Origin of the sequence: Microbulbifer aggregans (assembly GCF_020524005.1) — a bacterium.
In the GTDB taxonomy this organism is placed as follows: Bacteria; Pseudomonadota; Gammaproteobacteria; order Pseudomonadales; family Cellvibrionaceae; genus Microbulbifer; species Microbulbifer aggregans_A.
Map to the genome: position 1 here is coordinate 570,826 of NZ_JAIVKK010000003.1, position 23,378 is coordinate 594,203.

At 54.3% G+C, this 23,378-nt stretch carries 16 protein-coding genes; 7 read left to right on the forward strand and 9 right to left on the reverse strand.

What is annotated here, in order from left to right; translation table 11 throughout:
• Positions 1-46: 46 nt before the first annotated feature.
• The 3 genes from LC093_RS07305 to LC093_RS07315 all read right to left on the reverse strand — a co-directional run bounded on the left by LC093_RS07305 (position 47) and on the right by LC093_RS07315 (position 7,298).
• Positions 47-3,133, reverse strand: a complete 3,087-nt coding sequence (locus LC093_RS07305; protein WP_226663678.1) for a TonB-dependent receptor — start codon at positions 3,131-3,133, stop codon at positions 47-49.
• A gap of 625 nt (positions 3,134-3,758) precedes the next feature.
• A complete protein-coding gene (katG, locus tag LC093_RS07310; protein WP_226663680.1) occupies positions 3,759-5,975 on the reverse strand; it encodes a catalase/peroxidase HPI in 2,217 nt (738 codons plus the stop codon).
• A 177-nt stretch (positions 5,976-6,152) separates the two neighbouring features.
• Complete coding sequence (locus LC093_RS07315; protein ID WP_226663682.1) at positions 6,153-7,298, reverse strand: sialidase family protein; 1,146 nt, start codon at positions 7,296-7,298, stop codon at positions 6,153-6,155.
• Between the two features lie 198 nt (positions 7,299-7,496).
• Here LC093_RS07315 and LC093_RS07320 point away from each other — a divergent pair, with 198 nt between their 5' ends.
• On the forward strand, positions 7,497-8,006 hold the full coding sequence (locus LC093_RS07320; RefSeq protein ID WP_226663684.1) for an NYN domain-containing protein: 510 nt from the start codon (positions 7,497-7,499) through the stop codon (positions 8,004-8,006).
• Between the two features lie 72 nt (positions 8,007-8,078).
• On the opposite strand, the gene LC093_RS07325 is transcribed toward LC093_RS07320, so the two are convergent.
• On the reverse strand, positions 8,079-8,630 hold the full coding sequence (locus LC093_RS07325; RefSeq protein WP_226663686.1) for a DsrE family protein: 552 nt from the start codon (positions 8,628-8,630) through the stop codon (positions 8,079-8,081).
• A gap of 469 nt (positions 8,631-9,099) precedes the next feature.
• Between LC093_RS07325 and LC093_RS07330 the strand changes: the two genes are divergently transcribed.
• A complete protein-coding gene (locus tag LC093_RS07330; RefSeq protein ID WP_226663688.1) occupies positions 9,100-11,727 on the forward strand; it encodes an autotransporter outer membrane beta-barrel domain-containing protein in 2,628 nt (875 codons plus the stop codon).
• Positions 11,728-11,808: 81 nt separating this feature from the next.
• On the opposite strand, the gene LC093_RS07335 is transcribed toward LC093_RS07330, so the two are convergent.
• Entirely contained in the window at positions 11,809-12,729 is a 921-nt protein-coding gene (locus LC093_RS07335; protein ID WP_226663689.1) for an SMP-30/gluconolactonase/LRE family protein, read from the reverse strand.
• 380 nt (positions 12,730-13,109) lie between these two features.
• On the opposite strand from LC093_RS07335, the gene LC093_RS07340 reads away from it, so the two are divergent.
• From LC093_RS07340 to LC093_RS07350, 3 genes are all read left to right on the forward strand, one after another.
• A complete protein-coding gene (locus tag LC093_RS07340; RefSeq protein ID WP_226663697.1) occupies positions 13,110-13,922 on the forward strand; it encodes an MOSC domain-containing protein in 813 nt (270 codons plus the stop codon).
• A 27-nt stretch (positions 13,923-13,949) separates the two neighbouring features.
• Entirely contained in the window at positions 13,950-14,918 is a 969-nt protein-coding gene (locus LC093_RS07345; RefSeq protein ID WP_226663699.1) for a questin oxidase family protein, read from the forward strand.
• A 61-nt stretch (positions 14,919-14,979) separates the two neighbouring features.
• A complete protein-coding gene (locus tag LC093_RS07350; protein ID WP_226663701.1) occupies positions 14,980-15,528 on the forward strand; it encodes a thioredoxin family protein in 549 nt (182 codons plus the stop codon).
• 83 nt (positions 15,529-15,611) lie between these two features.
• Here the strand turns inward: LC093_RS07350 and LC093_RS07355 are convergent, their stop codons facing one another.
• Positions 15,612-16,319: a glutamine amidotransferase-related protein gene (locus tag LC093_RS07355; RefSeq protein ID WP_226663703.1), complete on the reverse strand. Its 708-nt coding sequence runs from the start codon at positions 16,317-16,319 to the stop codon at positions 15,612-15,614.
• Between the two features lie 173 nt (positions 16,320-16,492).
• Here LC093_RS07355 and LC093_RS07360 point away from each other — a divergent pair, with 173 nt between their 5' ends.
• Together LC093_RS07360 and LC093_RS07365 are read left to right on the forward strand one after the other, a co-directional pair.
• The gene (locus LC093_RS07360) at positions 16,493-17,242 is read left to right on the forward strand and encodes an OmpW/AlkL family protein (protein WP_226663705.1); all 750 of its coding nucleotides are present in this window, start codon (positions 16,493-16,495) and stop codon (positions 17,240-17,242) included.
• A gap of 248 nt (positions 17,243-17,490) precedes the next feature.
• A complete protein-coding gene (locus tag LC093_RS07365) occupies positions 17,491-19,089 on the forward strand; it encodes an AbgT family transporter (protein WP_226663708.1) in 1,599 nt (532 codons plus the stop codon).
• Between the two features lie 121 nt (positions 19,090-19,210).
• Here LC093_RS07365 and LC093_RS07370 read toward each other — a convergent pair whose 3' ends face one another.
• From LC093_RS07370 to LC093_RS07380, 3 genes are all read right to left on the reverse strand, one after another.
• Positions 19,211-19,948: a thioesterase II family protein gene (locus tag LC093_RS07370; protein WP_226663710.1), complete on the reverse strand. Its 738-nt coding sequence runs from the start codon at positions 19,946-19,948 to the stop codon at positions 19,211-19,213.
• Positions 19,949-20,085: 137 nt separating this feature from the next.
• The gene (locus LC093_RS07375; RefSeq protein WP_226663712.1) at positions 20,086-21,684 is read right to left on the reverse strand and encodes a hypothetical protein; all 1,599 of its coding nucleotides are present in this window, start codon (positions 21,682-21,684) and stop codon (positions 20,086-20,088) included.
• A gap of 17 nt (positions 21,685-21,701) precedes the next feature.
• Entirely contained in the window at positions 21,702-23,363 is a 1,662-nt protein-coding gene (locus LC093_RS07380; RefSeq protein WP_226663714.1) for a hypothetical protein, read from the reverse strand.
• Positions 23,364-23,378 lie beyond the last annotated feature (15 nt).

Sequence of the window (23,378 nt, forward strand, 5' to 3'; positions counted from 1 at the left end):
GGGAAGGGAGCCGTTCAGGCAACTGTATTTGCCAGTTTATGGCTTATTAGAAGTTCAGGGTCGCAGTCAGCATTGCATAACGCGGTGTCTGGTATGCGAGCGGCACTTTATAGGTATTGCTCACAGTGTAAGGACCATCTTCAGAAGTAACATCCAGCTGGGTAGCCTTCTGCTCGTCCAGAACGTTAAACACCTGCAGGCTCAGGGTCAGCTTGTCGTCAAGCATCGCCGGAACATAGGTCAAGCCCAGGTCCAGGTTACGAGTCCAAGGAGTACGCTCTTTACCCGGCTCGGCCACGCTGCCGAAGCAAGTGTGGTAGCTAGGACCGTAACCCACCGGATCCGCCGCATCGCTCGCTTCGTCGATGGTGCCATCCGGGTTGTAAAGACCCAGACAGCTAACCGGCATACCAGACTTGATGCTCATGTTGGCGCCAATCATCAGTTCCTCGGTCAGCGCGTAGCTGCCGCGGAGTTTCAGCTGATGACGACGGTCGTTGGCCAGGTAGCCATCGGAGAACGCCATGATCTCCGCCACGTCCCAGTCCTGGGTCTTGGAGATATTATCCTGACCAAACTCGGACTTAACCTGGCCTTCGTTGTTACCCTGCAGCTTGCTGTAGGTGTAGTCGACGCGAGCTTCCCACTTGCCGTCGAACGGGCGCTCCAGGAACAGGTCAACCGCGGTGTACTCACGCTTCAGGTCAGGCATGCCCCAGTCGTCAGCACTCATGGTCACGTCATGGTATTGACCATTCGGAGTACCATCTGCGTCGATGCTCTGCAGGCTGATGGTGTTGGTACCGCCCGGGTTGAACATGTAGCAGTAAGCCACCGCAGCGCGTTCGCCAGCCTCATTTTCGGTCAGGTATTTACCGCCGCTATAAGCGTACGGGGTAAAGCCTGATTTCTCCATGAGGGTATAGGGGTCACACACATCATCAATGGAAGATTTCAGGTCGCGGAAGGTGAACTTGGCACCAAAGTTCCACTCTTCACCCAGGGTCTTCTCGAAACCAGCCAGGTATTCATCCTGATACATGTTTTCCAGATCAGACGGCGCGAAGGACTTCGGATCCACCGGATCGCCGTATTCTCCGTTGGAAGATACCGGGCCCGGGCTCAGGTGTTCATCAACGATCGGGGAACCATCCGCGTTAATACCGGAGTAGGTGTAGTAATCGCGGGTGTAAGTAGAAGCCGAGGCGCCACGGATGGCGACGTTGTTCGGCATGGCCAGGTAGTAGCGGCCAGCATTGGCGAATACTTTCAGAGAAGAATCGCCCATTACGTCCCAGGATACGCCCAGGCGCGGCGCCCACTGGTCGTCAGACTCGAGGTAAGCTTTGCCTACGTTGTTGTAGTTGGTGAACTTGTCGTTACGCAGACCAAGTGACAGCAGAACATCATCGGTAACCTGCCAGCGGTCTTCGATGTAGTAGGCATCCTGCTCCAGCTTCATGCTGGTGGCATCTTTGTAATACAGCTGGTAGGCGTAGTAGCCATCACCGCCCGGAGCCGCAACGTTCAGGGTGGAACTGATCGGAGCATTCGGGTCTGAAGCAATGAGGTAAACCCAGCGGTCGGTAATGTATTCAGTACCTTCGTTTACGGCCTCGAACTCCATATTGTCGATACCGAACGTCAGGGTGTGATCACCCAGCACCCACTCAAGGTTTACACGAAGACCGTCAGTGGTATCTTCCGCGTCGCGCTGGGAGTAGCCACCGGCAAGGCCTTCGATTGGAGTACCGCCGTTAAGCGCCGGATTCTGATAACCCGCATAAGTGATGTACGGAGAAGTCACGTCACCGGATGGCTTATCGTAGTAGCTGAAATCACCATGGCCATACATGGCATTCAGCGTCAGGTTGTCGGTCAGGAAGCCGGTGTAGTTTACGATGGAGAACTTGCTCTCGTGACCTTCGTCATTCGGTGAAGCATCCAGTCGCTCACCGCGCGTACCGGTCTCAACGTCGTAGGCGTTGTAACTGCCGCTGTAGTCCTCTTTTTCACTCATATAAGTGAATTCGAGGAGATGGCCGTCGGTGATGTTCCAGTCCAGCTTGGCGTAGAGTTTATTGGTATCTTCTTCACCATTGGCAACACGCGGGTTTTGCAGCGCGTTGGGCGAATTCTGGATGTCTGTGATTTCGCTTTCGTAGGACAGGAAGCCGTACAGCTTGTCCTGGATAATCGGACCGCTGACATAAGCACTGTAGGTGGTGCTCAGGGCATAGTCGTCATCCTTACGCTCGTAGAGCTGGCCAGCAAGCTCAGGGTCGGTATAACCATAACCTTCCGGCAGTTCCATATTCTGGAAATGGCCTTTGGTACCGGTCGAACGCAGTGCTTTCGGCTGGTAGGCAACCTGAGTACCGTAACGTACTTCATCGTCACCACGCGCGCCCACCTGGTTGATTACACCACCAGAAGAACGGCCGTACTTGGCTCCGTAGCCGCCAGTATAAGTTTCCTGCTGATTGATAGCGCCAAAAGGCAGACCAAAGCCGCCCAGGTTGGACAGCGGATCATTCGCCAGGAAGCCGTTGATGTAATAGGCGTTTTCGGAGATACCCGCACCACCGAAAGAAACCATGTCGCCGAAGTAACCTGAAGCACCGCCATTAACGCCCGGAGCCAGCAGTGCGATATCTTCTGCGGAGCGGCCAATCGGCATACGCTGCAGATCTTCAGCGGTAATTACTACGCGAGTGTCGGTGGAGCTTACGTCGATATCGGGCAGACCAGCCTGACCAACAACTTCCACCATTTCCAACATGGAGTCTACGAAAGATACGTCGCTACCAGCACCAACAAGTACCGGTACGTTGCGCATACCAACCGTTTCGTCACCCTGCTTTGCAGTTACCACGTAATCGCCCACCGGCAGCGAGCCGATGTTATAACGACCGGACTCATCTACGGTCACAGTACGGGTGAAGCCACTTTTGCTCTTGATTACAACGGTAGCGCCTTCCGGTGCATTACCATAAATAGAACCCGTCGTGCTTTGCGCATATACCCCACCCGCAATACACATACCAAGCGCAACGCTCAACGCAGAACGCACGAACTTGGACTTCGCTTTAGCGTTCACGTTCTCGCCAACAGACTGTTTGGATTTACTCATGTAATCCTCTCGTTGAATTATTATGGGTGGCCTTTACAGGCCCTTTCCTTCTGTCGCATGAAGAAGGCTCCCCAAAGCCATCTTCTGCCCAACACAAAGAACTGACGTACAAACTCCCCCACTACCTCAATTCAGCCCCTGATCCGACATTACTGACAAAACTCCCCTCAATCAGTTGGTCGCACCGTTATGGTGCGAGAAAAATCGAAAAAAACCTGATATTTCAAGGAACTACAAGCTGTCTAAACTAAAAATGCATCACTTTCGATCGCAGAGTGAATTTTTGCCCCAACCTGGAACGGAAAGAAGACAAATAACAAGGAGTCACAAAAGGCACGACATCCAACCTAAAAAATCGTTAAAAAGGAGATGTTTTTTTTGAATTACACAAATAGAGAGAATATATTCGCTTTTTAAAAAAAAGGTAAAACAGGTGCATCCAAAATGCGTGTGCAGCCTTAAAAAGCCCTTAATCATCACTTTGCTATGGAATTACCGGCTTCAGGGCCCGCCGCCCGATAGGCAGAATAAGAATTTTCAAAACAAAAAAGGGCGACCCGAGGGCCGCCCTTTTTTATTTGCCGCAATTTAGTTGCAGCGATTAACCATCCTGTGAAGGATCGGATTACTTCAGATCGAAACGATCCAGAGTCATCACTTTGGTCCACGCATCGACGAAGTCGTTTACAAACTTCTCGTCGCTGTCGTTGCTTGCGTAAAGCTCGGAAAGTGCGCGCAGTTCGGAGTTGGAGCCGAAGATCAGGTCTACCGGGGTGGCAGTCCACTTCACTTCGCCAGTCGCGCGATCTTTACCTTCGTACAGACCATCTTCCTTGAAGGACTTGGACCACTTGGTGTCCATATCCAGCAGGTTTACGAAGAAGTCGTTGCTCAGGGTGCCCGGCTTGTCGGTGAATACACCGTGCTTGGAGTCGTCGTAGTTCGCACCCAGGGTACGCATACCACCAACCAGCACTGTCATTTCCGGTACGCTCAGGTCCAGCAGGTTGGCGCTGTCGATCAGCATATCAACCGGCATCATGTGCGCTTCTTCGCTGTAGTAGTTACGGAAGCCGTCAGCTTTACGCTCCAGGTAACCGAAGGACTGAACGTCGGTCATTTCCTGGGTGGCATCGTTGCGACCCGGCTTGAACGGAACGGTAACGTCGTAACCGGCTTTTTGGGCAGCCTGCTCGATCGCAGCGGCACCGCCGAGAACGATCATATCCGCCATGGATACTTTCTTGTTACCCCACGCGCTGCTGTTAAATTCCTGCTGGATTTTCTCCAGCTGGCCCAGAACCTTGTCCAGTTCCTGCGGGTTGTTCACAGCCCAGTCTTTCTGCGGAGCCAGACGGATGCGAGCACCGTTGGCACCACCGCGCATGTCAGTGCCGCGGTAAGAAGACGCAGAAGCCCATGCAGTGCGCACCAGCTCAGATACGCTCAGGCCGCTGTCCAGCACCTTGGCTTTCAGGTTTTTCACGTCGCGATCGCTGATCAGTTTGAAATCCACTTCAGGGATCGGATCCTGCCAGCTCAGTACTTCCGCCGGTACTTCGTCGCCCAGGTAGCGCGCGCGCGGGCCCAGGTCGCGGTGAGTCAGCTTGAACCACGCCTTGGAGAAGGCCAGCTGGAACTCTTCCGGGTTCTTGTGGAAACGCTCGGCGATTTCCTTGTACTTCGGATCAAAGCGCATGGACAGATCAGTGGTGAACATCATCGGCGCGTGACGCTTGCCTTCAACGTGCGCATCCGGAACGAACTTCGCCTGCTCGGCGTTTTTCGGTTCCCACTGGGTGTGGCCAGCCGGGCTCTTGGTTTTCACCCACTCGAAACCGAACAGGTTGTCCAGGAACTGGGAGCTCCAGGCGATCGGGTTGGCAGACCAAGCGCCTTCCAGACCGGAAGTGATGGTGTCTTCAGAGTGGCCCTTGCCACACTTGTTTTCCCAACCGAAGCCCTGCTGTTCGACCGGGGCACCGCCCGGCGCTGCGCCGACACATTCCTGCGGCTTGTGCGCACCGTGGGCTTTACCGAAGGTGTGACCACCGGCGATCAGTGCAACGGTCTCTTCGTCGCTCATCGCCATACGGCCGAAGGTGTCACGAATACGGTGACCGGCAGCCAGCGGATCCGGGTTGCCGTTCGGGCCTTCCGGGTTTACGTAGATCAGGCCCATGTGGTCGGCGGCCAGCGGTTTTTCCAGCACTTTGCCGTTGAAGCGCTTGTCATTGGCAACCCACTCACGCTCGGAACCCCAGTAAACAATGTCTGCTTCCCAGTCGTCTTCACGGCCACCGGCGAAACCGAAGGTTTTGAAACCCATGGATTCCAGGGATACGTTACCAGCCAGTACCATCAGGTCAGCCCAGGAAATCGCATTGCCGTACTTCTGTTTTACCGGCCACACCAGGCGGCGGGCTTTATCCAGGCTCACGTTGTCCGGCCAGCTGTTCTGCGGCTCGAAACGCTGCTGACCGCCACCGGCGCCACCACGACCGTCGTAGACACGGTAGGTACCGGCACTGTGCCAGGCCATACGGACAAAGAAAGGACCGTAGTGACCGTAGTCAGCCGGCCACCAGTCCTGGGAAGTGGTGAGGACTTCCCTGAGGTCTTTCTTGACCGCTTCCAGGTCCAGCTTGCTGAACGCTTCGGCGTAGTCGAAGTCTTCACCCATCGGGTTGGACTTTTCTGCGTTCATACGCAGCGGTTGCAGGTCGATTCGGTTCGGCCACCAGTCCTGGTTGGACATGGCTTCGTTCGCCGGAGCGGCGTTTACATTGACGGAGATGGCTGTCGCCAGCGCCACCGCCAAAGGGAGGGCTTTCTTGAGCATGGGATTGTGTTCCTTATGGTCTCATCAATCGGACAAGAGAATCCTATAGGGTCACGCAATCACGTTGAAATTAGACGTTATTATCAGCCTTATTAATATCTACTATCTGATAGAAAAGTTCTATAGCCTGGCAGTATCAGCCTTATAGCGAGCGGCAATCCGTTGGATAGAAAACAATCAATTTACGTTCAGACTGGCGAGGGGTACACGAGTGACGACGATGTCTTCCTTGTTTTCCCCATAGGCCACATACAGATGGCCTCTCCACACCAGGGACTTCGGGTAGCTGAACCCCCTTCTTTTATACAATCCCTCGTACCGCGGCCCCACACTGTGCCTGCCGCCGGCGCGCAGCAGGAAAGCGCGATCGAAAGTCAGTCCATCCTGACTGAGTGTGATGGCAAGCGGTTCCCGCGATTTGGAACCACTGGGGTTGTTGACGATATAGGCAGTGCCGTCCGGTAAATTACCTGCGCTCTGCTTGGCGCGGGAATCCGGCAAATTGGTTTCCTCCGCAGGGGACCAGGATGCACCGCAATCTTTACTCTCCGAAGCCAGCACCCGAAAGCTGCTCTGTTGATCCCGGAACACCATCACCAGGGTACCGTCCTCACGCTGGTAACTGCTCGGCTCCAGCTCCCGGCTGACATGGTTCTTAACCGATAAATTTTCAAACTGCCCCAGTTGCCAACCTTTTAACCCGGCTGGGTCACCGGTAAAAACCGGGGTTACCTGCAAGCCCGGCTGGCGGTGCAGAGCCGTCACCAGACGGCCACAATACTCGTGGAAATCCTGCTCAATAACCCCGTCTAAAGGCTCTCCGGACGCAAAGCGCGGGCGCACCGGCTCACCCCAGGTTTCGCCGTCATCGCTGGAAATAACTTCGGCATAGCCGCCGCGGGGCTCCAGCTTACGTGGCCATACATTAATGAATGCATGTAATTTTTTACCCTGCGCCCACCAGCCACCGCTGGTTACGACGGCATTGTCACGCGCCGCAGCCAGCACCTTGGGCGCACTCCAGTTCAGACCATCACGACTGGTGGCATACAGTACACGGGTTTCCGTAGCATCTTCATCCCTGACAGAGCTCTGCCACTGCACCAGGAGAGTACCATCGTAGGCGAACAGCACGGCTCCGTGGTTGTATTGGCTCTCTCCCTGCTGTCCTCGATACACGGTGGCACTCCCGGTACCTTTTGCCACAACCAGCCCCAGAGTTTCCGGTTTACCCGTGTCGAATACTCCGGGAGCCACATGAAATGGCTGGGCACCGGCTGCAACCGAATAACATATCAGCAATGTGGAAAATATTTTTTTCATGTAAAAACCAAAAACAACCGAAGCAGAAAATAGCCGTAAAAATAGGAACACTAAACAGGCGAATACTACCTGACCTTAATCCCTCAACCTAACCAGAAGCCTGAAAATATATAAGCTACCGGAACCAGGACCTTTGGATGCTATAGTAGCCAGGTGCTCTATTCCGCCGCCCCGCCCGTAGCCAAGGTTCACACTCGAATGCCAGTAACTTTCACCTCCGCCAAAGCCACCTCGGCCAAAGTCGCGATTTTTGTCGATGTCCAGAATGTGTATTACACATCGAGGCAAGCGTTCAATCGCAACTTTGACTACAACGTATTCTGGGCCCAGGCCACCAAAGGCAGAGAAGTCTCCAAGGCCATTGCCTATGCAATCGACCGTGGCGACAGAAAGCAGCAGGAATTCCAGAACATTCTCAGAGCCATCGGTTTCGAGGTTAAACTGAAGCCATACATCCAGCGCTCCGACGGTTCTGCCAAAGGAGACTGGGATGTTGGGATCACCATAGATGCCCTGGAAAACAGTGAAGACGCCGACACCATCATTCTGGTGTCCGGCGATGGTGATTTCGACCTGTTGGTGGAAAAACTGAAAATAGGTAAGGGCAAAAACGTGGAGGTTTATGGGGTTGCCGCGCTGACCGCGGACTCACTAGTTAACGCAGCCAGCAAGTTTATTCCGATTGAAAATGAACTACTGCTGCGCTAAACGTAAAAAATAGGGTAATTGGCAGACCGAAATCGCTTATTTCTAAGCTTTACTGATATCAGCCCGGCCATTTTAGAACGGGTTCAATGTGTATCCCTGCTGCTGCAACAGCGCATGTGCCGTCATTGCGGAAAGTGCCATTTCAACACCCGGCAATAATTGCACGGGCTCAATACCACTAAACCCTGCCGACTGACCACACAGGATTACCCGGACATTGTGCTTCTGTAATTGCGCCAGCAGCGGAGCGTTGGGATTCTGCTGACCGTATTTTTCCTCGAAGTGCGTATTGTTGAGTAAGTCAAAGCCCGCCTTGCCGTGCACGACCAACGCCAACTCCACCTGCTTCGCAGGAACCCCCGCCCGGGCCTGCATGTTCAGAAAACGCGCCAGGCTTTCGAACCGGCGATTGGCTTTATCCGGCTCACCCTGCTCAGCCACGTCAAAAACCACCCTGAAGTGTTCTTTACCGCTCAGGGGGGTGGTCTGTTCGACAGGCATCACCGGACCGAAGCCTTCAATCACTGGCCCGCTCTCCGAAATTTTGTCTGCAGTATCCTGCGCACTATGCACTACGCCAGGCAGAAGCAGAAAAGCCATCAGCATCCAATTATTTGTTTTCATTCTACGTTCTCACCGTTATTTACTGCAGACGCCAATAAAACCGCTCGATAGTCCGCGATCAATAGGAGGCTATCACGCCACAAGTGGATATTGCCACACACCCCCATTCACAGATTGCACGGCCGTGAACATCTGACATCGCCCACCACTACCGTCGCCTGGTTTTACTTTTTTGACACCTGATCTTTAAGCTTGTCACGCTGCTCAACTTAATCCTCGCGAGACTTGCCTAGACTGTCCGGGTCAACTTTTGGTAACCGCTAGCGCCACTTCTCCCACATCCCATAAGGGCAGCCCGGCGCTAATGACAATGGATAAACGAGAGCGTGCAATGGATTGCAGAAATAAAATAAGCCGCGGCAGCGTAATCAGGCGATTAGCATCAGTGTGTATTGCACTCACTGCCAGTTTTCAAGCGCCAATTTCCTACGCTGATTGCCAGCCAGACCCACCTGCTTCCGGTGATACGGTGACCTGCAATGGTGCCGTGGACGGCGGTTTCAGTACCGGCAATCTTGGCGAGATTACGGTCGATGTTCAGCAAAACACCAGTTTCAATGGCGGATTTTCCATCTCTGACTCCGGTACCGTCAGCGTCGACAACAAGGGCAATATGCAAAGCGCGACGCTGCAAGACAACACCACCGTCGATTTCACCAATTCAGGCAATATCAACAGTGGTATTTCCTTTATCGGCGACGGCGACCACACCGTGACCAACCTGTTGGGCGGCAACATTGACGCCAACCTATCGTTCACCGGCGATGGTAACAACGCACTGGTTAACGAAAGCAACCTCAATCCCGGCGTTGTCGTATCCGGCAACGGCACTATGGATATTCTCAACCAGACCGGCGCTTTTATTAACCAGCGGATCCAGGTTACCGGCTCTACCGATACCACGGTGGACAACTACGGTACGATTCAGGGCACTTTCACCCTGGATACCGGCAACGACCAGGTCACCAACCGTGCCGGTGCAACCATCAACGCGCAGGTGATGCAAGGTGGCGGTAATGACAATTTCCTGATGGGAGGCGGAACCGTTAACGGCTCAATCAATCAGGAAAGCGGGCTGGACAGCGCAACCATTCTCGATGGGCAAATTTCCGGCTTCCTGAACGCGGGTAGCGGAGCCGACGACCTGCTGTGGAGCGGCGGACTGGTCGGCGGCATCAATATGCAGGAAGACGACGATACCGCGACGTTCGTCGGCCTTACCGATACCGAGTTGCGCACCATTGAAATTAACGGTGGCCTTGGTGATGACTTCCTGTTGTGGGATGGCGTAACCGGCAGTCGCCCCGACCGCATCATCAACTGGGAGGATTTCAGCCTTACCAACGGGTCAGTGCTCAATATGGGGGGGGATCTGGTACTGGGCGATAGCGAAACCATCATTGGAACGCTGCGGATCGACAGCACCAGCCAGATCAATGCAACCAATGGCCAGTATGTGATTCAGCCGGAGGGCGGCGCGGGTGTAGTTGCTGTAATTAATTCGGGCACCATCAATATGATGGACGGAGTATCCACAACTGACACTCTAACCATCATCGGCACATACAGTGGTAATGGCGGTACTCTGCTACTGGATACCTATCTGGCCGGTGATGGCGCCCCATCCGATCGGCTTATTGCCGATGGCATCGAATTGGGTGGTACCACGATAATCGTCAACAACGTCGGCGGCCCCGGCGCCCTGACTACCGGTGACGGGATTCTGGTAGACGAGGATATTGACGGATTCAGTACCGCACGATCATTCAGCCAGGGCAACGTGGTAGCCGCCGGCCCCTACGAGTATTTTCTGTTCCGTGGCGGTGTATCGGCGGGCACTGAAGACAACTGGTATCTGCGCTCGAGCATTGTCAGCAGTAGTTCAAGTAGTAGCTCAAGCAGTTCTTCCAGTAGCTCCTCAAGCTCCGGAGGCAGCAGTAGTTCCGGTAGCTCTTCCAGCTCCGGCGGCAGCAGTAGTTCTTCCAGCTCTGGAGGCAGCACCTCAAGTAGTTCTTCCAGCTCAGGTTCATCCAGCAGTTCTGGCGGCAGCGGTTCATCATCCAGTAGTAGCTCTAGCGGAGGCACCTCCAGCAGCGGCTCCAGTTCCGGAGGGGGAACCTCTTCAGGTCGTGACGTAATTCCACTTTACCGGCCGGAAGTTTCCGTACATGTTTCTGCGCCATCAATCAGCCGCGCCCTGGGCCTGGCCACTCTGGGCACCTTCCACGAGCGCGAGGGCGAGCAGTCCTGGTCCCGTCGCAGTGCGGCAACCGATGCAATCTGGGTACGAGCATTCGGCAATCACCTGAATCAAAATCTCAGCGGGACCGTAAATCCGAACTTTAGTGGTGACATCTGGGGGTTCCAGGTCGGCGTACCGATCTACGACTGGGGGCACCCCAACAGCGAGCGGGATATTTTCGGCGTAATGGTCGGGCGCGGCGGCGCCACCGGTGATGTGAATGGCTTTGCCCTGGCAGTGGAAAATATGCAGACAGGTCGTCTCGACTTGAAAAACTATAACCTGGGTGGATATTGGACTCACCACTGGCCTGGAGGGGCTTACTTCGACACGGTACTTTTATATTCCGCATTCGACAGCGAGACTCGCTCATACCGCGGGTATCGATCCGATATCAATGGCAGGGAGTTCAGCGCGTCCATGGAGGGCGGAATTAACATCCCCCTGGATGGCACCTGGAACCTGGAGCCCCAGGCCCAACTGATCTGGCAACATCAGCGTATGGACCGGGCTCGCGACCAGTTTTCGAACCTGAAATTCGATAGCGTCAACGCCTTGACCGCACGCATTGGCGGCCGCTTTATTGCGGATATATTGCGCGGCGACAGGCTCTGGCGCCCCTATTTCAAAGCCAATATCTGGTATGAAGACGACGCTACCGACAAGGTCATGTTCAATATCACCCCCATCTATACAAAGCGCGGGCAGGCTTCTATCGAAACCGGTATCGGGTTAACGGTGGATTGGGACAATATGACGAGTGTATTCGGTATTATCGACTACACCACTGATCTCGGAGATTCCGATGAGCTGGATGCCTTTGAAGCCAGGATCGGATTCAACCGGCACTGGTGATTAGGCAAAATACCCCCTTCAAGCAAAAAGCAAACCGGGTTACCCGGTTTGCTTTTTTTGGGGGTAAAGCCAGGGGTTTGATCAGGCGGGTTCCGCACTACCCGATTTTTCCAGCAGTTGCGTGGTGCTGAAGCGGAACCCGAGCGCCCCCTTAAAAGGCGTTTCGAACACGAACAGGCTCCCCGCCTGCCACTCGCGCGCCAGATTCCACTCGTTGAGTCCTTGCTTCGCCGAAGTCACAAACATCAGATTCATCTCCGGCCCACCAAATGTGACACTGGTGGGCTGACTGACCGGCACCGGAATCGCGCCAGCCAGGTGGCCATCTGGCGAATAGCGCTGGATACGGGCGCCACCCCACTGGGCTGACCAGAGATGGCCTTCGCTATCTACCGTGGCACCATCCGGATAGCGACCTATCATGGTCCGCGCAAAAACTTCACGATGACTGATATCTCCGCGGCGTGCATCGAACTTATAGCGATAGATAGTACGACGTTTGGAGTCAGCAAAATAAAAGTGACTGGAATTCAAGTCCCAGCAACACCCGTTGGAAACAAAGATATCCCTGGCATGCTCGCTGACAATGCCATTGGGTTCAAGACAGTAGAGCGTCCCCGCTGGGTCTTCTGCGCCACCCACCACCATAGTGCCAACCCAGAAACGCCCCTGGCGGTCGACCTTGCCATCATTGAAGCGAAGCCCAGATCCTTTCTCCAACAATGTGTGTCGCCACAGAACTTTTCCCTGGCGGTAATCGAACAGGGCGAAGCCGGTTTCGAAAGCCGCCACAATGCAGTCGTCCCGATCGGTAAACGCAAAAGCACACAGCCGTTCAGGTGTCGTGAAAACTTCCAGTTCGCGCTCCGGCCAACTCAGTCGGTACAGCTTGCACGCTTCGATATCGGTCCACCAGACACTGTGTTCTTTGGAGTTCCACAGCACACTTGCACCGAGGGTATTGCCAACTTCGATCCCGTCGATTCGCTTTACTTCCAGCATGAGCGCCCTCTCTTTAACGTCCTGTCCATATCCCCAAGCAATTTATATGCCGCCTGACCAGCCTGAATCTCGCCGTATGGCTGGCTGGACCAAGTCCTGAAAATGAGCCACAGAGTAACACCAACAGCCTCTCTGACAACGGGTTTCCCCACGACATCTACTAAAGTCGTAACGGATTCCTTCAGCGTATGGCTATGCAAATGTCACAATTCCACTTGCATTAAGGTCCGCATCAAGACGGTGCACAGGCCTGCAAAAACAGTTTTGTTGGCCAGGGCAGGCACTTCATACCTTGGTAGCTGGTGCACCTTCCGGGTCTTTTTTGTTTTAGCGGTAAGCATTACCCTAGCGCGACTCTTTTTCTGTATCTGGAGCAGGCCGTGCAAATCTCTGCGCTCTATCACTTCCCGGTAAAATCCCTGCAGGGGCACAAGTGCAAATCACTTGCGATGGATAAATTTGGGGCGGTGCATGATCGCCGCTGGATGCTGGTGGATGAGAATAACCAGTTCCTCAGCCAGCGTCGCCTGCGCGCCATGGCCCAGCTCAAGGCGACGGTCACGACCGCTGGATTGAAACTGGAAAATCCCGAAGGTACCTCTATCCAGGTTGGCCAGCCCGGTGCAGAAGCCTCACGCAGATCCGTGCGCGTATGGGACGACAAGGTTACCGCACGCGATGCTGGCGATGAGGCCGCCAGTTGGCTCAGCGAGCAGCTTCAGTCACCTGTGCGGCTGGTGGCGATGGGTGACGAGTTCCAGCGTCCCCTGCAGGCCCCACGGTCCGAATTGCAGGTAGGCTTTGCCGATGCGGCGCCGCTGCTGGTGATCAGCCAGGCCTCGCTCGACGACCTGAACAGTCGCCTGCAGGATCCCGTATCCATGCTGCGTTTCCGGCCCAACCTGGTCATCAGCGGCTGCGAACCTTTCGCCGAAGACCAGTGGAAAACGCTGACCATTTTCACCAGTGACGGCCCTCTGGAACTGGAGTGCACACACCTCTGCGCGCGCTGCGCCATTCCAAGCCTGCATCCTTTTACCGGTCGCGCACAAAAAGAACCGCTGCGCACACTTGCCCAATACCGTCGCAACGAAAACGACGGCGAGATTTACTTTGGCGTGAACCTGGCGCCGGCTTTTGGCATCGATAAGCCCATGAGCATACACTTGGGAGATAAAGTGCGAGCAGAATAGCTTCGTACGGCGACAAACGGAGGCCAAATGAGCATAACCCGGGATTGTGCGCAACTACTGGAGGCCGGGAACCGTTACCATGTGCATTACGGTGACCGCCTCGCCAACCACCTGCCCATGGTGCTGATTGCCCTCGACAAGCTGGAGGCGAGCCCTGAGCAGCTCAGGCACGCTTTTGACCGCTCCACGCCACACCTGCAGCTGCGCCCCGGCAGCCCGGTTGAAGACATTACCGATATCCGTGTTTGCCGCCACCGTGACGACTACTTCCCAAGCGCACTGCACTATTACGAGCAACAGCTGAAGCAACACGGTATCGATCACTGCCTACAACAGGAATTGCCAGCACTGCTGCCATCCATTGCGACGGCCGCATTTCACGGCTTAATTCGCACCGCCTATGGTATTGATGCCGGCCATCTGGAAGAGATTGCCATGGGTTTGGCGTACTGGAACCTGGAGTACCACCCTCTGGCAAGCAGCAACGCGCAAATATCGGAAACCGCGGAAGATGTCATCACACAGGTTGCGCAAAAGTTTCCCGACGTACCGTTGGCACCGGGCAATATCGCCGACCACATGACGTCTGTCACCGGCCAACCCGGCTGGATGGATACCCCGATTCAACCAAAACACCTGAGCCTGGAAGATATTGCCCGTGTTGCACTCAACGCGTATCTGGGAACAAAGGATTTTACCCTTCTGCACGGTGTGACCGGTTGCCATGCGCTGCGGCTACTGTTGCCGTACTGTGCAGATAAAGAAACTGCGCTGCGCTTTTTCTGGCAGGGTATGGTGATTGCTTATTTGAGTACCGGGCCAAAAGCAATTCAACCGGCGACACCGGACGCGATTCCCGACAACCCACAGCGGCAGGCCGAGATGTTAACTCGCGCCCTGAACAGTGATGACGACCACGTTATCAAGCTCACCTACAGTGCGCTGGAAGAGTTTCACTATTACGACAACAAAAACTATCTGCAAATCTTCAACTAGCTTTGCTGCGCAACCAGTATAAAAATCTGTTTGGAATTCCAAAGAACCAAGGAGCTCAGGAATGGCCCTAACACCCTCGAACATGATTCCGCTCGGCACCCCCATTCCCAACTTCAACCTCCCCGACCCGTCCGGGACCCGGGTCAGCAGTGACGATTACGCGGGCTCCCCGGTGCTGGTCATGTTTATCTGTAATCACTGCCCATTTGTAAAACACATCGCCGCGGCTTTGGCAGAGTTTGCCGAGCACTATATGCCTGCCGGCCTCGGAGTGGTCGCCATCAACAGCAACGACTTTGCCAGCTATCCGGAAGACAGCCCGGAGCGGATGCTGGAAGAAATCACGGCAAGGGGTTATCGCTTCGCTTACCTGGTCGATGAGGATCAGTCTGTCGCCAAAACCTATGATGCGGCGTGCACACCGGACTTTTTTCTGTTTGATAAGGACGGAAAGCTCGCCTATCGCGGCCAGTTTGACGACAGCCGTCCCGGAAACAATGCACCGATCAACGGTAAGGATTTACGAGCCGCTGTGGAAGCCGTGCTGGCGGGAGCAAAACCGACGGAAGAACAAACGCCCTCCATCGGTTGTAACATCAAGTGGAAGTGAGTACTTCCCAGCCCCAGATGATGAAAGCGAGGGCCCGCCTGGGGGCGGCCTCACCATCGGGCACAATTTGAATACCTGGCCGGCTACGAAGCACTCTTGAGAAAAGCCAGCATCCAGCGCGCCACCGCGCTGGTGTGGATATCATTCTGTAGCGATTCTTTGCCCTTCTCGACCATATCAGCGCCAAAGACTTCCTGACGCAGTTCCATCAGGCCTTTTGAATAGGGCTTGGTAAATTCCGGGTGCGCCTGCATGGTAAGCATATGCTCACCAACCTGCAGCAGCGCATAGGGGCAGAAATCGCTCGACGCAATGACCTGCGTCCCCGGCGCCGGCATTACTACCTGGTCCTGGTGACTGACCAGCAATCTGAACGAGCCTTGGGGCTCCCCCATCCACGCCGGAGTCTCCTGGATTTCGTAGCTGTGAACCCCCACGCCCCAGCCTTTCTCGGACTTCCGGGTTTCACCACCCAGAGCATGGGCAATCAATTGGTGACCGAAGCATATTCCCAGTGTGGGCTTCTTGCGCTTGTGCAGTTCCTGTACAAAGGCCATCAGCGGTGGGATCCAGGGCTTATCGTCATAGACACCTGATTTACTGCCGGTAATCAGATAGGCATCGACTTCATCAATGTCCTGTGGATACAGGCCCAGCTGAACTTCATAGGTTTCAAATTCCAGCGATGGATCCTCCCGGCGCAGCAAATCAGCAAACATCTCCGGATATTCGCCGAATTCCCCTACCAACTCCGCCCGTACATCATCTGTTTTGAGTACACCAATCTTCATTATTCGTACCACCGATCTCTCGATACCGTTAATTTGTGATCACATTAATTATGGCACAGCTTTCTTCCTATTTGTGTCATGCAAACAAACGCAAAAAGATTTCGTCCGTCTCTACACATCTAGACTGAAAGCATTGCATTTGACCCTTTCCGTAGTTCAAGGAGCGATCTCACATGAAAGTGTTCAGCCTGGTTACCATATTACTCGCCACCTCTCTGGGTGCCAGCCAATGCCTGGCCGACTATGAGCAGGGCGATTTTATCGTCCGCATCGGCTGGGGCACCGTGCAGCCGGACGACGATTCCGACTGGCTGCTGATCGATGACGCCGTAGATCTCCCGGGAACCCGCGTCTACGTGGATGACGGCGATGCCGCGACCTTTACCGGTACCTGGCTGTTTGCGGATCACTTCGGACTCGGCCTGCTGTTGGCCACCCCCTTCGAGCACGATCTGGACATCAGTGGCCTGCCCGACCCCGTCGATCCAATCGGTGCGCTGCCCCTGGGCAAGGTACCTTTGGGCAGCATCGAGCATTTGCCGCCGACCCTAACCGTGCAATGGTTCCCGGTGTGCAAGGAGTCCTGGGTGCAACCCTACGTGGGTTTCGGGGTGAACTTCACCACCTTTATGGATGAGGATATCGACCGGGTCGCGCAAGGCTATTTCGAAGACGTGCTCGGCGCAGTCAGTAATGCCGGGTTGAGGCTGGACGACTCCTGGGGGCTCGCTGGTGAGCTCGGTGTAGATATCGCGTTCGGGCGCGACAGCAGCTGGCTGTTCAATGCCGCGGTGTGGTACCTGGACATCGACACCGATGCGCGAGTTGATTTCCGCGACCGCGACAACAACTGGGTACGCATTACAACCGATGTCGACATCGACCCCTGGGTGTACTCCGTAGGGCTTGGCTACAAGTTCTAAGCTCTACTCCACAGCTGGCGCCTGTCTGGACGCCAGCACTGCATACGCTATTCTCCCGCCAAAAATGCCGCCACAGGCGGACCTGACTACGACACACCATCTATTCTCGTTTATCAACCCGGTCGAAGCCCCTGAATTACTCCGTCAACGTTGCGGCTGCCGGTACGGGAGCGGATGCTGTATTTTTCCTGTATGATCCCGCGCCGCTGATCACTTTTCGATCGTATTAGAACAATATGGGGAAGACGATGACGACGTCCGCACAGAGCGAACTAGCCACCGCCACCAACGGCAAAAAAACCAACTTCACCCGCTTCCTCGACACGGTCGAGTGGCTGGGTAACCTGCTCCCTCACCCAATCACCCTGTTCGCGATGTTCGCCGTGGGTGTAGTGATCCTGAGTGGTATTGCCTCCTACTTCGGCCTTTCTGTCGTCGATCCACGCCCGGAAGGCGCCGCCGGGCGCTCCGCGGATGGCGTTATTCACGTGGTCAACCTGCTCTCCGGCGAGGGGCTCCGAACCGTCGTCACCACTCTGGTGACCAACTTCACCAGCTTTGCCCCCCTCGGTACAGTACTGGTGGCGCTGCTGGGCGTGGGCATTGCCGAGCACTCCGGTCTGTTGAGCGCCGCCGTGCGCGGCATGGTGTTGCAGGCCTCCAAGCGCACGGTCACCGTTATCGTCGTGTTCGCCGGCATCATCTCCAATACTGCCTCGGAACTCGGCTATGTGGTACTGATCCCCATGGCCGCGATGATCTTCCACTCCCTCGGCCGCCATCCGCTGGCGGGCCTCGCTGCGGCCTTCGCCGGGGTATCCGGCGGCTACAGCGCGAATCTGTTTCTCGGCACCGTAGACCCGCTGCTCTCCGGTATCACCGAATCCGCCGCCCATATGATCGACCCCAATTATGTGGTCGGCCCGGAAGTGAACTGGTTCTTTATGATCGTCAGTACCTTCCTGATCACCATCGTGGGCAGCTGGGTGACCCTCGCCATCGTTGAACCGAAACTGGGTAAATACGACAGCAGCGAAGCCTCTGTAGACCTGTCCCAGGACAAGATGACCACTCTGACCGAAACCGAGAAACGCGGCCTGAGATTCGCAGGCCTGGCAGTACTTGGTGTGTGCAGTTTGCTGGCACTTACCATCGTGCCTGAGTGGGGTGTCCTGAGAAACCAGGCTACCGGCGAAGTGGCCGGCTCCCCCTTCCTGAAAGGCATCGTTGCCCTGATTGTGGTGTTCTTCGCGGTACCGGGCTTTGTCTACGGCAAGGTCGTGGGCACCATGAACAACGACCGCGACGTGATCGATGCCATGTCCAAAAGCATGAGCACTATGGGTATGTATATCGTACTGGTGTTCTTTGCAGCGCAGTTCGTAGCCTTCTTCAAAATGACCAACCTGGGCACCATTTTCGCGGTACTGGGAGCGGAAGCATTGCAGAGTATCGGCCTTACCGGACCGCTGCTGTTTTTCTTCTTTATCCTGATGTGCGGGGTGGTCAACCTGAGCCTGGGCAGTGCCTCCGCACAGTGGGCGGTAACCGCACCGATTTTCGTGCCGATGCTGATGCTGCTGGGCTACGCACCGGAAGTCATCCAGGCCGCCTACCGGATTGGCGACTCGGTGACCAATATCATCACCCCGATGATGAGCTATTTCGGTCTGATCGTTTCCTTCGCCACCCGCTACAAGAAAGACCTGGGAATCGGCACACTGATTGCGACCATGATCCCTTATTCGATCTTCTTCTTTATCGGCTGGACTGCGCTCTTCTTCCTGTGGGTATTCGTCGCCGGCCTGCCAGTGGGGCCGGGCGCAGCTACTTACTTCACCATGTAAGCGAGCCCCATCCTACTTTCCTCGAAACCGCGCCATTAGGCGCGGTTTCTTTTTCCCGCGAATACTTCTGGAAGGCGCGTGCAAGCTAGTCAGAGAGTGCACACGGCAAGGCCTGAATCTCTCAATTATGGCGATCCAGGGTACTTGCGAATCCGTCCCAGAAATCTGAACGGTCATTGATATAAAAATGCCCGCCGGCTACTTCCTGGCTCGCGAAGCCCTTTCCGGAGTAGGCAGCCCATGCCAATGCATCATCCGGGTCAATGTGCTCATCTTCACGACTGTATATGCAGTGAATAGGCACAGGCACCTGAGTAACTCTGGTTCGATACGTATCCACAATCCTGAAGTCCGCTCTGAGAGAGGGCAGGTATAGTGCAACCTGCTCAGGATCCGCCAGGATCGACTCGGGCATACCTCCCATCTGCCGCATTTTTTCCAGGAACATTTCATCCGGGAGTGTACTGGTGGGATTTCGCAGAGTAGCCAGATGCGGCGCCCGACTCGCCGAGACATACAGTCGCCGGGGCAGAGCCTCGCCACTACGTTGCAGACGCTTCACCAGTTCGAACGCCACTCTGGCGCCAAGACTGTGCCCCAAAATCGAAAACGGTTTTCCATCCAGGTAAGGCTGAAGAGCCTTGTGAATACCTCTTACCATCTGGTTCATGTTCTGGCATGGCGGAACATGGATATGACTGGAGCGACCAGGTGGCTGCACAGCGATCAACTCGACGTCAGCCGGTAACCGATCAGCCCAGCGAATATAAGTTGCCGCCGTCCCACCTGCATAAGGTAGACACACCAGGCGAACGGAAGAATCGGGGTTGGGTTTAGGGGTCAACAACCAATCAGTCATTTTTTACCAAAATAGCGCCTACAGGCACCAAATAATAATTCGCCACGATCCGCAAAAGGAAAACAGGAACATGACTGTCCCCATTTTCCTTCTTTCAGCGAATAGATTTATCAACAAACGGCGCAAGCGTTGCCGGGTTATTCACATCGTCCGATCAAGCTCCATTCATCCCATTGCTCAGGTTCCGCCTGCGGCTTTTCTTGCGTCCACCATTTTGCGCGATACAGCAAGTTTTCAAGGACGACTTCACTGTCCTTCTTATAAGTTTGCTCGCCTGACCAGTCTGCATTCTCCGTGCAACTAACCAGGGGCGCCTGCATACGACCTTGCCAGTCAACCTGGAAATCCGGCCAGTGCTCAACATAAAGTTGATCGTGAGGAAGACTCTTGACCTCTGCTTTCTCAGCATCAGTCCAACTTGCCCCTTGTACCTGGTGACAAAGCTGACAGGTCGACGTTTCAGGTCCCCATTTATGCCGCTTCAGAAAACCATTGACGGGGTCGTTATCTACATCGCCGTCATTGTACAGCGCGTAAATATCGCTGGCATTATCTTCGCGATGGCGCCACATATCGTGACCCATATTCCATTTTTCATAGTTAAAAAATGGAACGTATTTATAGGTCAGATAACCCATTGCACTATCCAGGTCCCCGGCCTTTATCATGTAGTCAAAGCCAAGAGTGGCAAACGAAATGATGTTATACGTTGCTCTCGGATGATCCTCACAGAAAATATTATTATTTTCGAAGCAGGCAGCCTGCCCATCCAGAAAATATTGATAACCGCGTTCGAAGTTCTCCGGCTCGTTAAAGGCGAAGATACTCGCCGGGAAGAGGTAAAACTGCGGATACATCGCAAACCATTCACCAACTTCACGATCCAGTGAAGCTACCGCGTCCATATCCCCGTGGAACTTCGCTATCCAGCGACGGGTCGGCACACTGAAGCCACCCACGGCAGGTGCCAGACGATACAATGAGGTACTCTGAGGATTGGCTTCCCAGTTGGCCTCATGTTGCTGCGCCATCAGAGTTGTACGCTTGGCAAAATAGCTCGCTTTCAGAAAAGCATAGAGCGTACCAGGGTCATGGTAGTCAGACTCTCCACCTATCCACTGGTTAATCGCGGCAAGATACAGGTTTGAAGTGATGTTATCCGGCTTCGCCAGTACATCCAGAGTCAGCAACCGTTCGGACTTGTAACGATCACTCTCTTTGTAGTTAAACGCCTCAAAAAAACTGCCGTGTGCGTCTCGGCCTTCCTCAGTATCAATCACCGAGGAAGACGGCAACCATGTATCCAACTGGTGCTGTATACGATCTCGCGCTTCCCGTATCCAAATATCCTCTGCACCCAGTGACCGACTCCTGGAAAGGAAATACAGCGCGTAAATAGAGTGGTCCAGGCTATCCACCAGCGCCTCACCGGATAACCCCGGATCAGCCGTATATAGATTGGACTTCTGAATATGTAACAGTGCATTCGCCCTGGCTATGCTTACGCTATCTGGATTTTCCAGATAGCTGATCAGTAGCTCTCTCTCACGCCGAGGAATAAAGTTCCAGGCCGTATCCGGAAGCTGAGTCTCGTAGGCCGACATTTCGGTCAGATGTTCATCTGGAAACTGAAGCCAAAGGTCATCCGTCGGTATCGCTGGCACAGCGGCTACCACTGAGCTCAAACCGGCAACAATCAGTGCGGCCGCGATATTGCTTACTTTAGAAATCTTCATTTTTTACAATCCCGCGTTTAGTGAATACCGGAGTAACAGGCACTGTCAAAAGTCCAAACATCCCAGAAGCTTGGGCTGCCAGGCTTTTGATTGATGTTCCACCACTTCGCGGTGTACTTCGCGCCTTCCCAGACCACCGTCATATCTGCGTTATAAACTGTCTGCTCAGACCAGCTGGCAATTTCTGAACAGTTGCCGGCATCTGCTTCTGACGCCCCAAACCAGCTGGTGGTAATCTCCGGCCACTCATACAGGGTGGCGACACTTTCGTCAGGCAGGTATACCGTATTGATCTCTTCTTCCGGCCACACCCGGGATTGGGCCTGGTGGCAGTACTGGCAGGTAATCGTATCGGGGCCCCATTGATGTTTCTTCAGCAAAAAGTTGGTCGGGTCATCGCTGGGATCATCGTTTTGGTATAAAGCGAAGATCTGTTGGAGATTTGCCTGACGATAGTCCCAGGCCGCGCGCCCGTAGTCCCAACTACTCCAGCCAAAGGCCGGGTTCTGGTTGAAGGTGAGAAATTGTGCGGCCATATCAAGCTCGCCAAGCTTGATCATGTAATCGACCGCACCGAGGAAGTAGGACAGGTTATTAAATGAAAAGCGTGGCCGGTCCAGACAGGATCGGATCGTAGGAACCTCAATGCAGTGACCAAATCCAGTCCACCACGCATTCCACCCCTGCATCAAATGTTCAGGCTCATTGAAGTACATAAGCCCGATGCTCGCAGCGTGGAACGCTGGATAATGCTCGAACCACTGATCATGCTCTCTATCGAGCGTTTCAACTGCGGCGGAATCACCGTGTAACAATGCCAGCCAACGTCTGGCAGGTACTGTCCAACCACCCAGAATCGGCGCCAATCGTACTCTGTCGTAGTTGTCTGGATCCTGCAGCCAAAGCTTCTCAAGTGTCTCCGACATCGCTACGCTGCGAACGGAGAAATAGCTACTCAATACGAAGCTGTACAGAATCGATGGATCCGAGAAGCCGGCTTCACCTCCGACCCAGATATTGGCGGCGGTCAGATAGGCACTGGTAAGCGCATTTCCCGGGTGACGGCTATAGTCCGCAAGCAGGTTATCAACAACCTGGATACGCTGGCCTTCCTGGTAATTGAACGCGTTAGTAAAACCATTGTGGGAAGGCAGTTCTTGCTGATATACCGGTTCCGAAATACTGTGCTTATGGAGCGCCTGATCAACCCTTTTATAAGCGAATTCCACCCACGCCTGCGGAGATGCACCCAGGTTAATCGTACGTTCCAGGAAATATTGCGCATATATCGCATATTTTAATGAATCACCGCTTTCCGGTTCTTTTAGTATCGATTTATTCAAACAATATATAGCTAAAATCTTACTCAACTGGCTATCAGATGGGTTATCCAGATATGCCTTGAGAGCCTTCGCTTCAAACTCTCCAATTTCAGTCACCGCCGTAACCGGAAATCCGATATACGCATCCTCTGAATAGCTGTTAGCGATTCCAATATATCCATCAAATACAGGGTGGCGAGCGAGCGCTTTTATTTCACCGAGCGGAATATTCAAATCATCATAAATAAATGGAAAATTGTAGTAATTCCCCTCTGAAGGAAAACCTTCCACACGCTCTGCATTCGCCCCGGCCGAGAAAGCCAGCATAGCGAATATAAAAAATACATTTTTTTTCATATTATTCTCCTTTCA

What these genes read in the sequence shown, in the direction of transcription:
- katG (WP_226663680.1), bottom strand. Translation starts at nt 5,975, where the DNA reads ATGCTCAAGAAAGCCCTCCCTTTGGCGGTGGCGCTGGCGACAGCCATC.
- LC093_RS07375 (WP_226663712.1), bottom strand. Translation starts at nt 21,684, where the DNA reads ATGAAGATTTCTAAAGTAAGCAATATCGCGGCCGCACTGATTGTTGCC.
- LC093_RS07345 (WP_226663699.1), top strand. Translation starts at nt 13,950, where the DNA reads ATGAGCATAACCCGGGATTGTGCGCAACTACTGGAGGCCGGGAACCGT.
- LC093_RS07380 (WP_226663714.1), bottom strand. Translation starts at nt 23,363, where the DNA reads ATGAAAAAAAATGTATTTTTTATATTCGCTATGCTGGCTTTCTCGGCC.
- LC093_RS07320 (WP_226663684.1), top strand. Translation starts at nt 7,497, where the DNA reads ATGCCAGTAACTTTCACCTCCGCCAAAGCCACCTCGGCCAAAGTCGCG.
- LC093_RS07365 (WP_226663708.1), top strand. Translation starts at nt 17,491, where the DNA reads ATGACGACGTCCGCACAGAGCGAACTAGCCACCGCCACCAACGGCAAA.
- LC093_RS07335 (WP_226663689.1), bottom strand. Translation starts at nt 12,729, where the DNA reads ATGCTGGAAGTAAAGCGAATCGACGGGATCGAAGTTGGCAATACCCTC.
- LC093_RS07360 (WP_226663705.1), top strand. Translation starts at nt 16,493, where the DNA reads ATGAAAGTGTTCAGCCTGGTTACCATATTACTCGCCACCTCTCTGGGT.
- LC093_RS07305 (WP_226663678.1), bottom strand. Translation starts at nt 3,133, where the DNA reads ATGAGTAAATCCAAACAGTCTGTTGGCGAGAACGTGAACGCTAAAGCG.
- LC093_RS07350 (WP_226663701.1), top strand. Translation starts at nt 14,980, where the DNA reads ATGGCCCTAACACCCTCGAACATGATTCCGCTCGGCACCCCCATTCCC.
- LC093_RS07355 (WP_226663703.1), bottom strand. Translation starts at nt 16,319, where the DNA reads ATGAAGATTGGTGTACTCAAAACAGATGATGTACGGGCGGAGTTGGTA.
- LC093_RS07325 (WP_226663686.1), bottom strand. Translation starts at nt 8,630, where the DNA reads ATGAAAACAAATAATTGGATGCTGATGGCTTTTCTGCTTCTGCCTGGC.
- LC093_RS07370 (WP_226663710.1), bottom strand. Translation starts at nt 19,948, where the DNA reads ATGACTGATTGGTTGTTGACCCCTAAACCCAACCCCGATTCTTCCGTT.
- LC093_RS07315 (WP_226663682.1), bottom strand. Translation starts at nt 7,298, where the DNA reads ATGAAAAAAATATTTTCCACATTGCTGATATGTTATTCGGTTGCAGCC.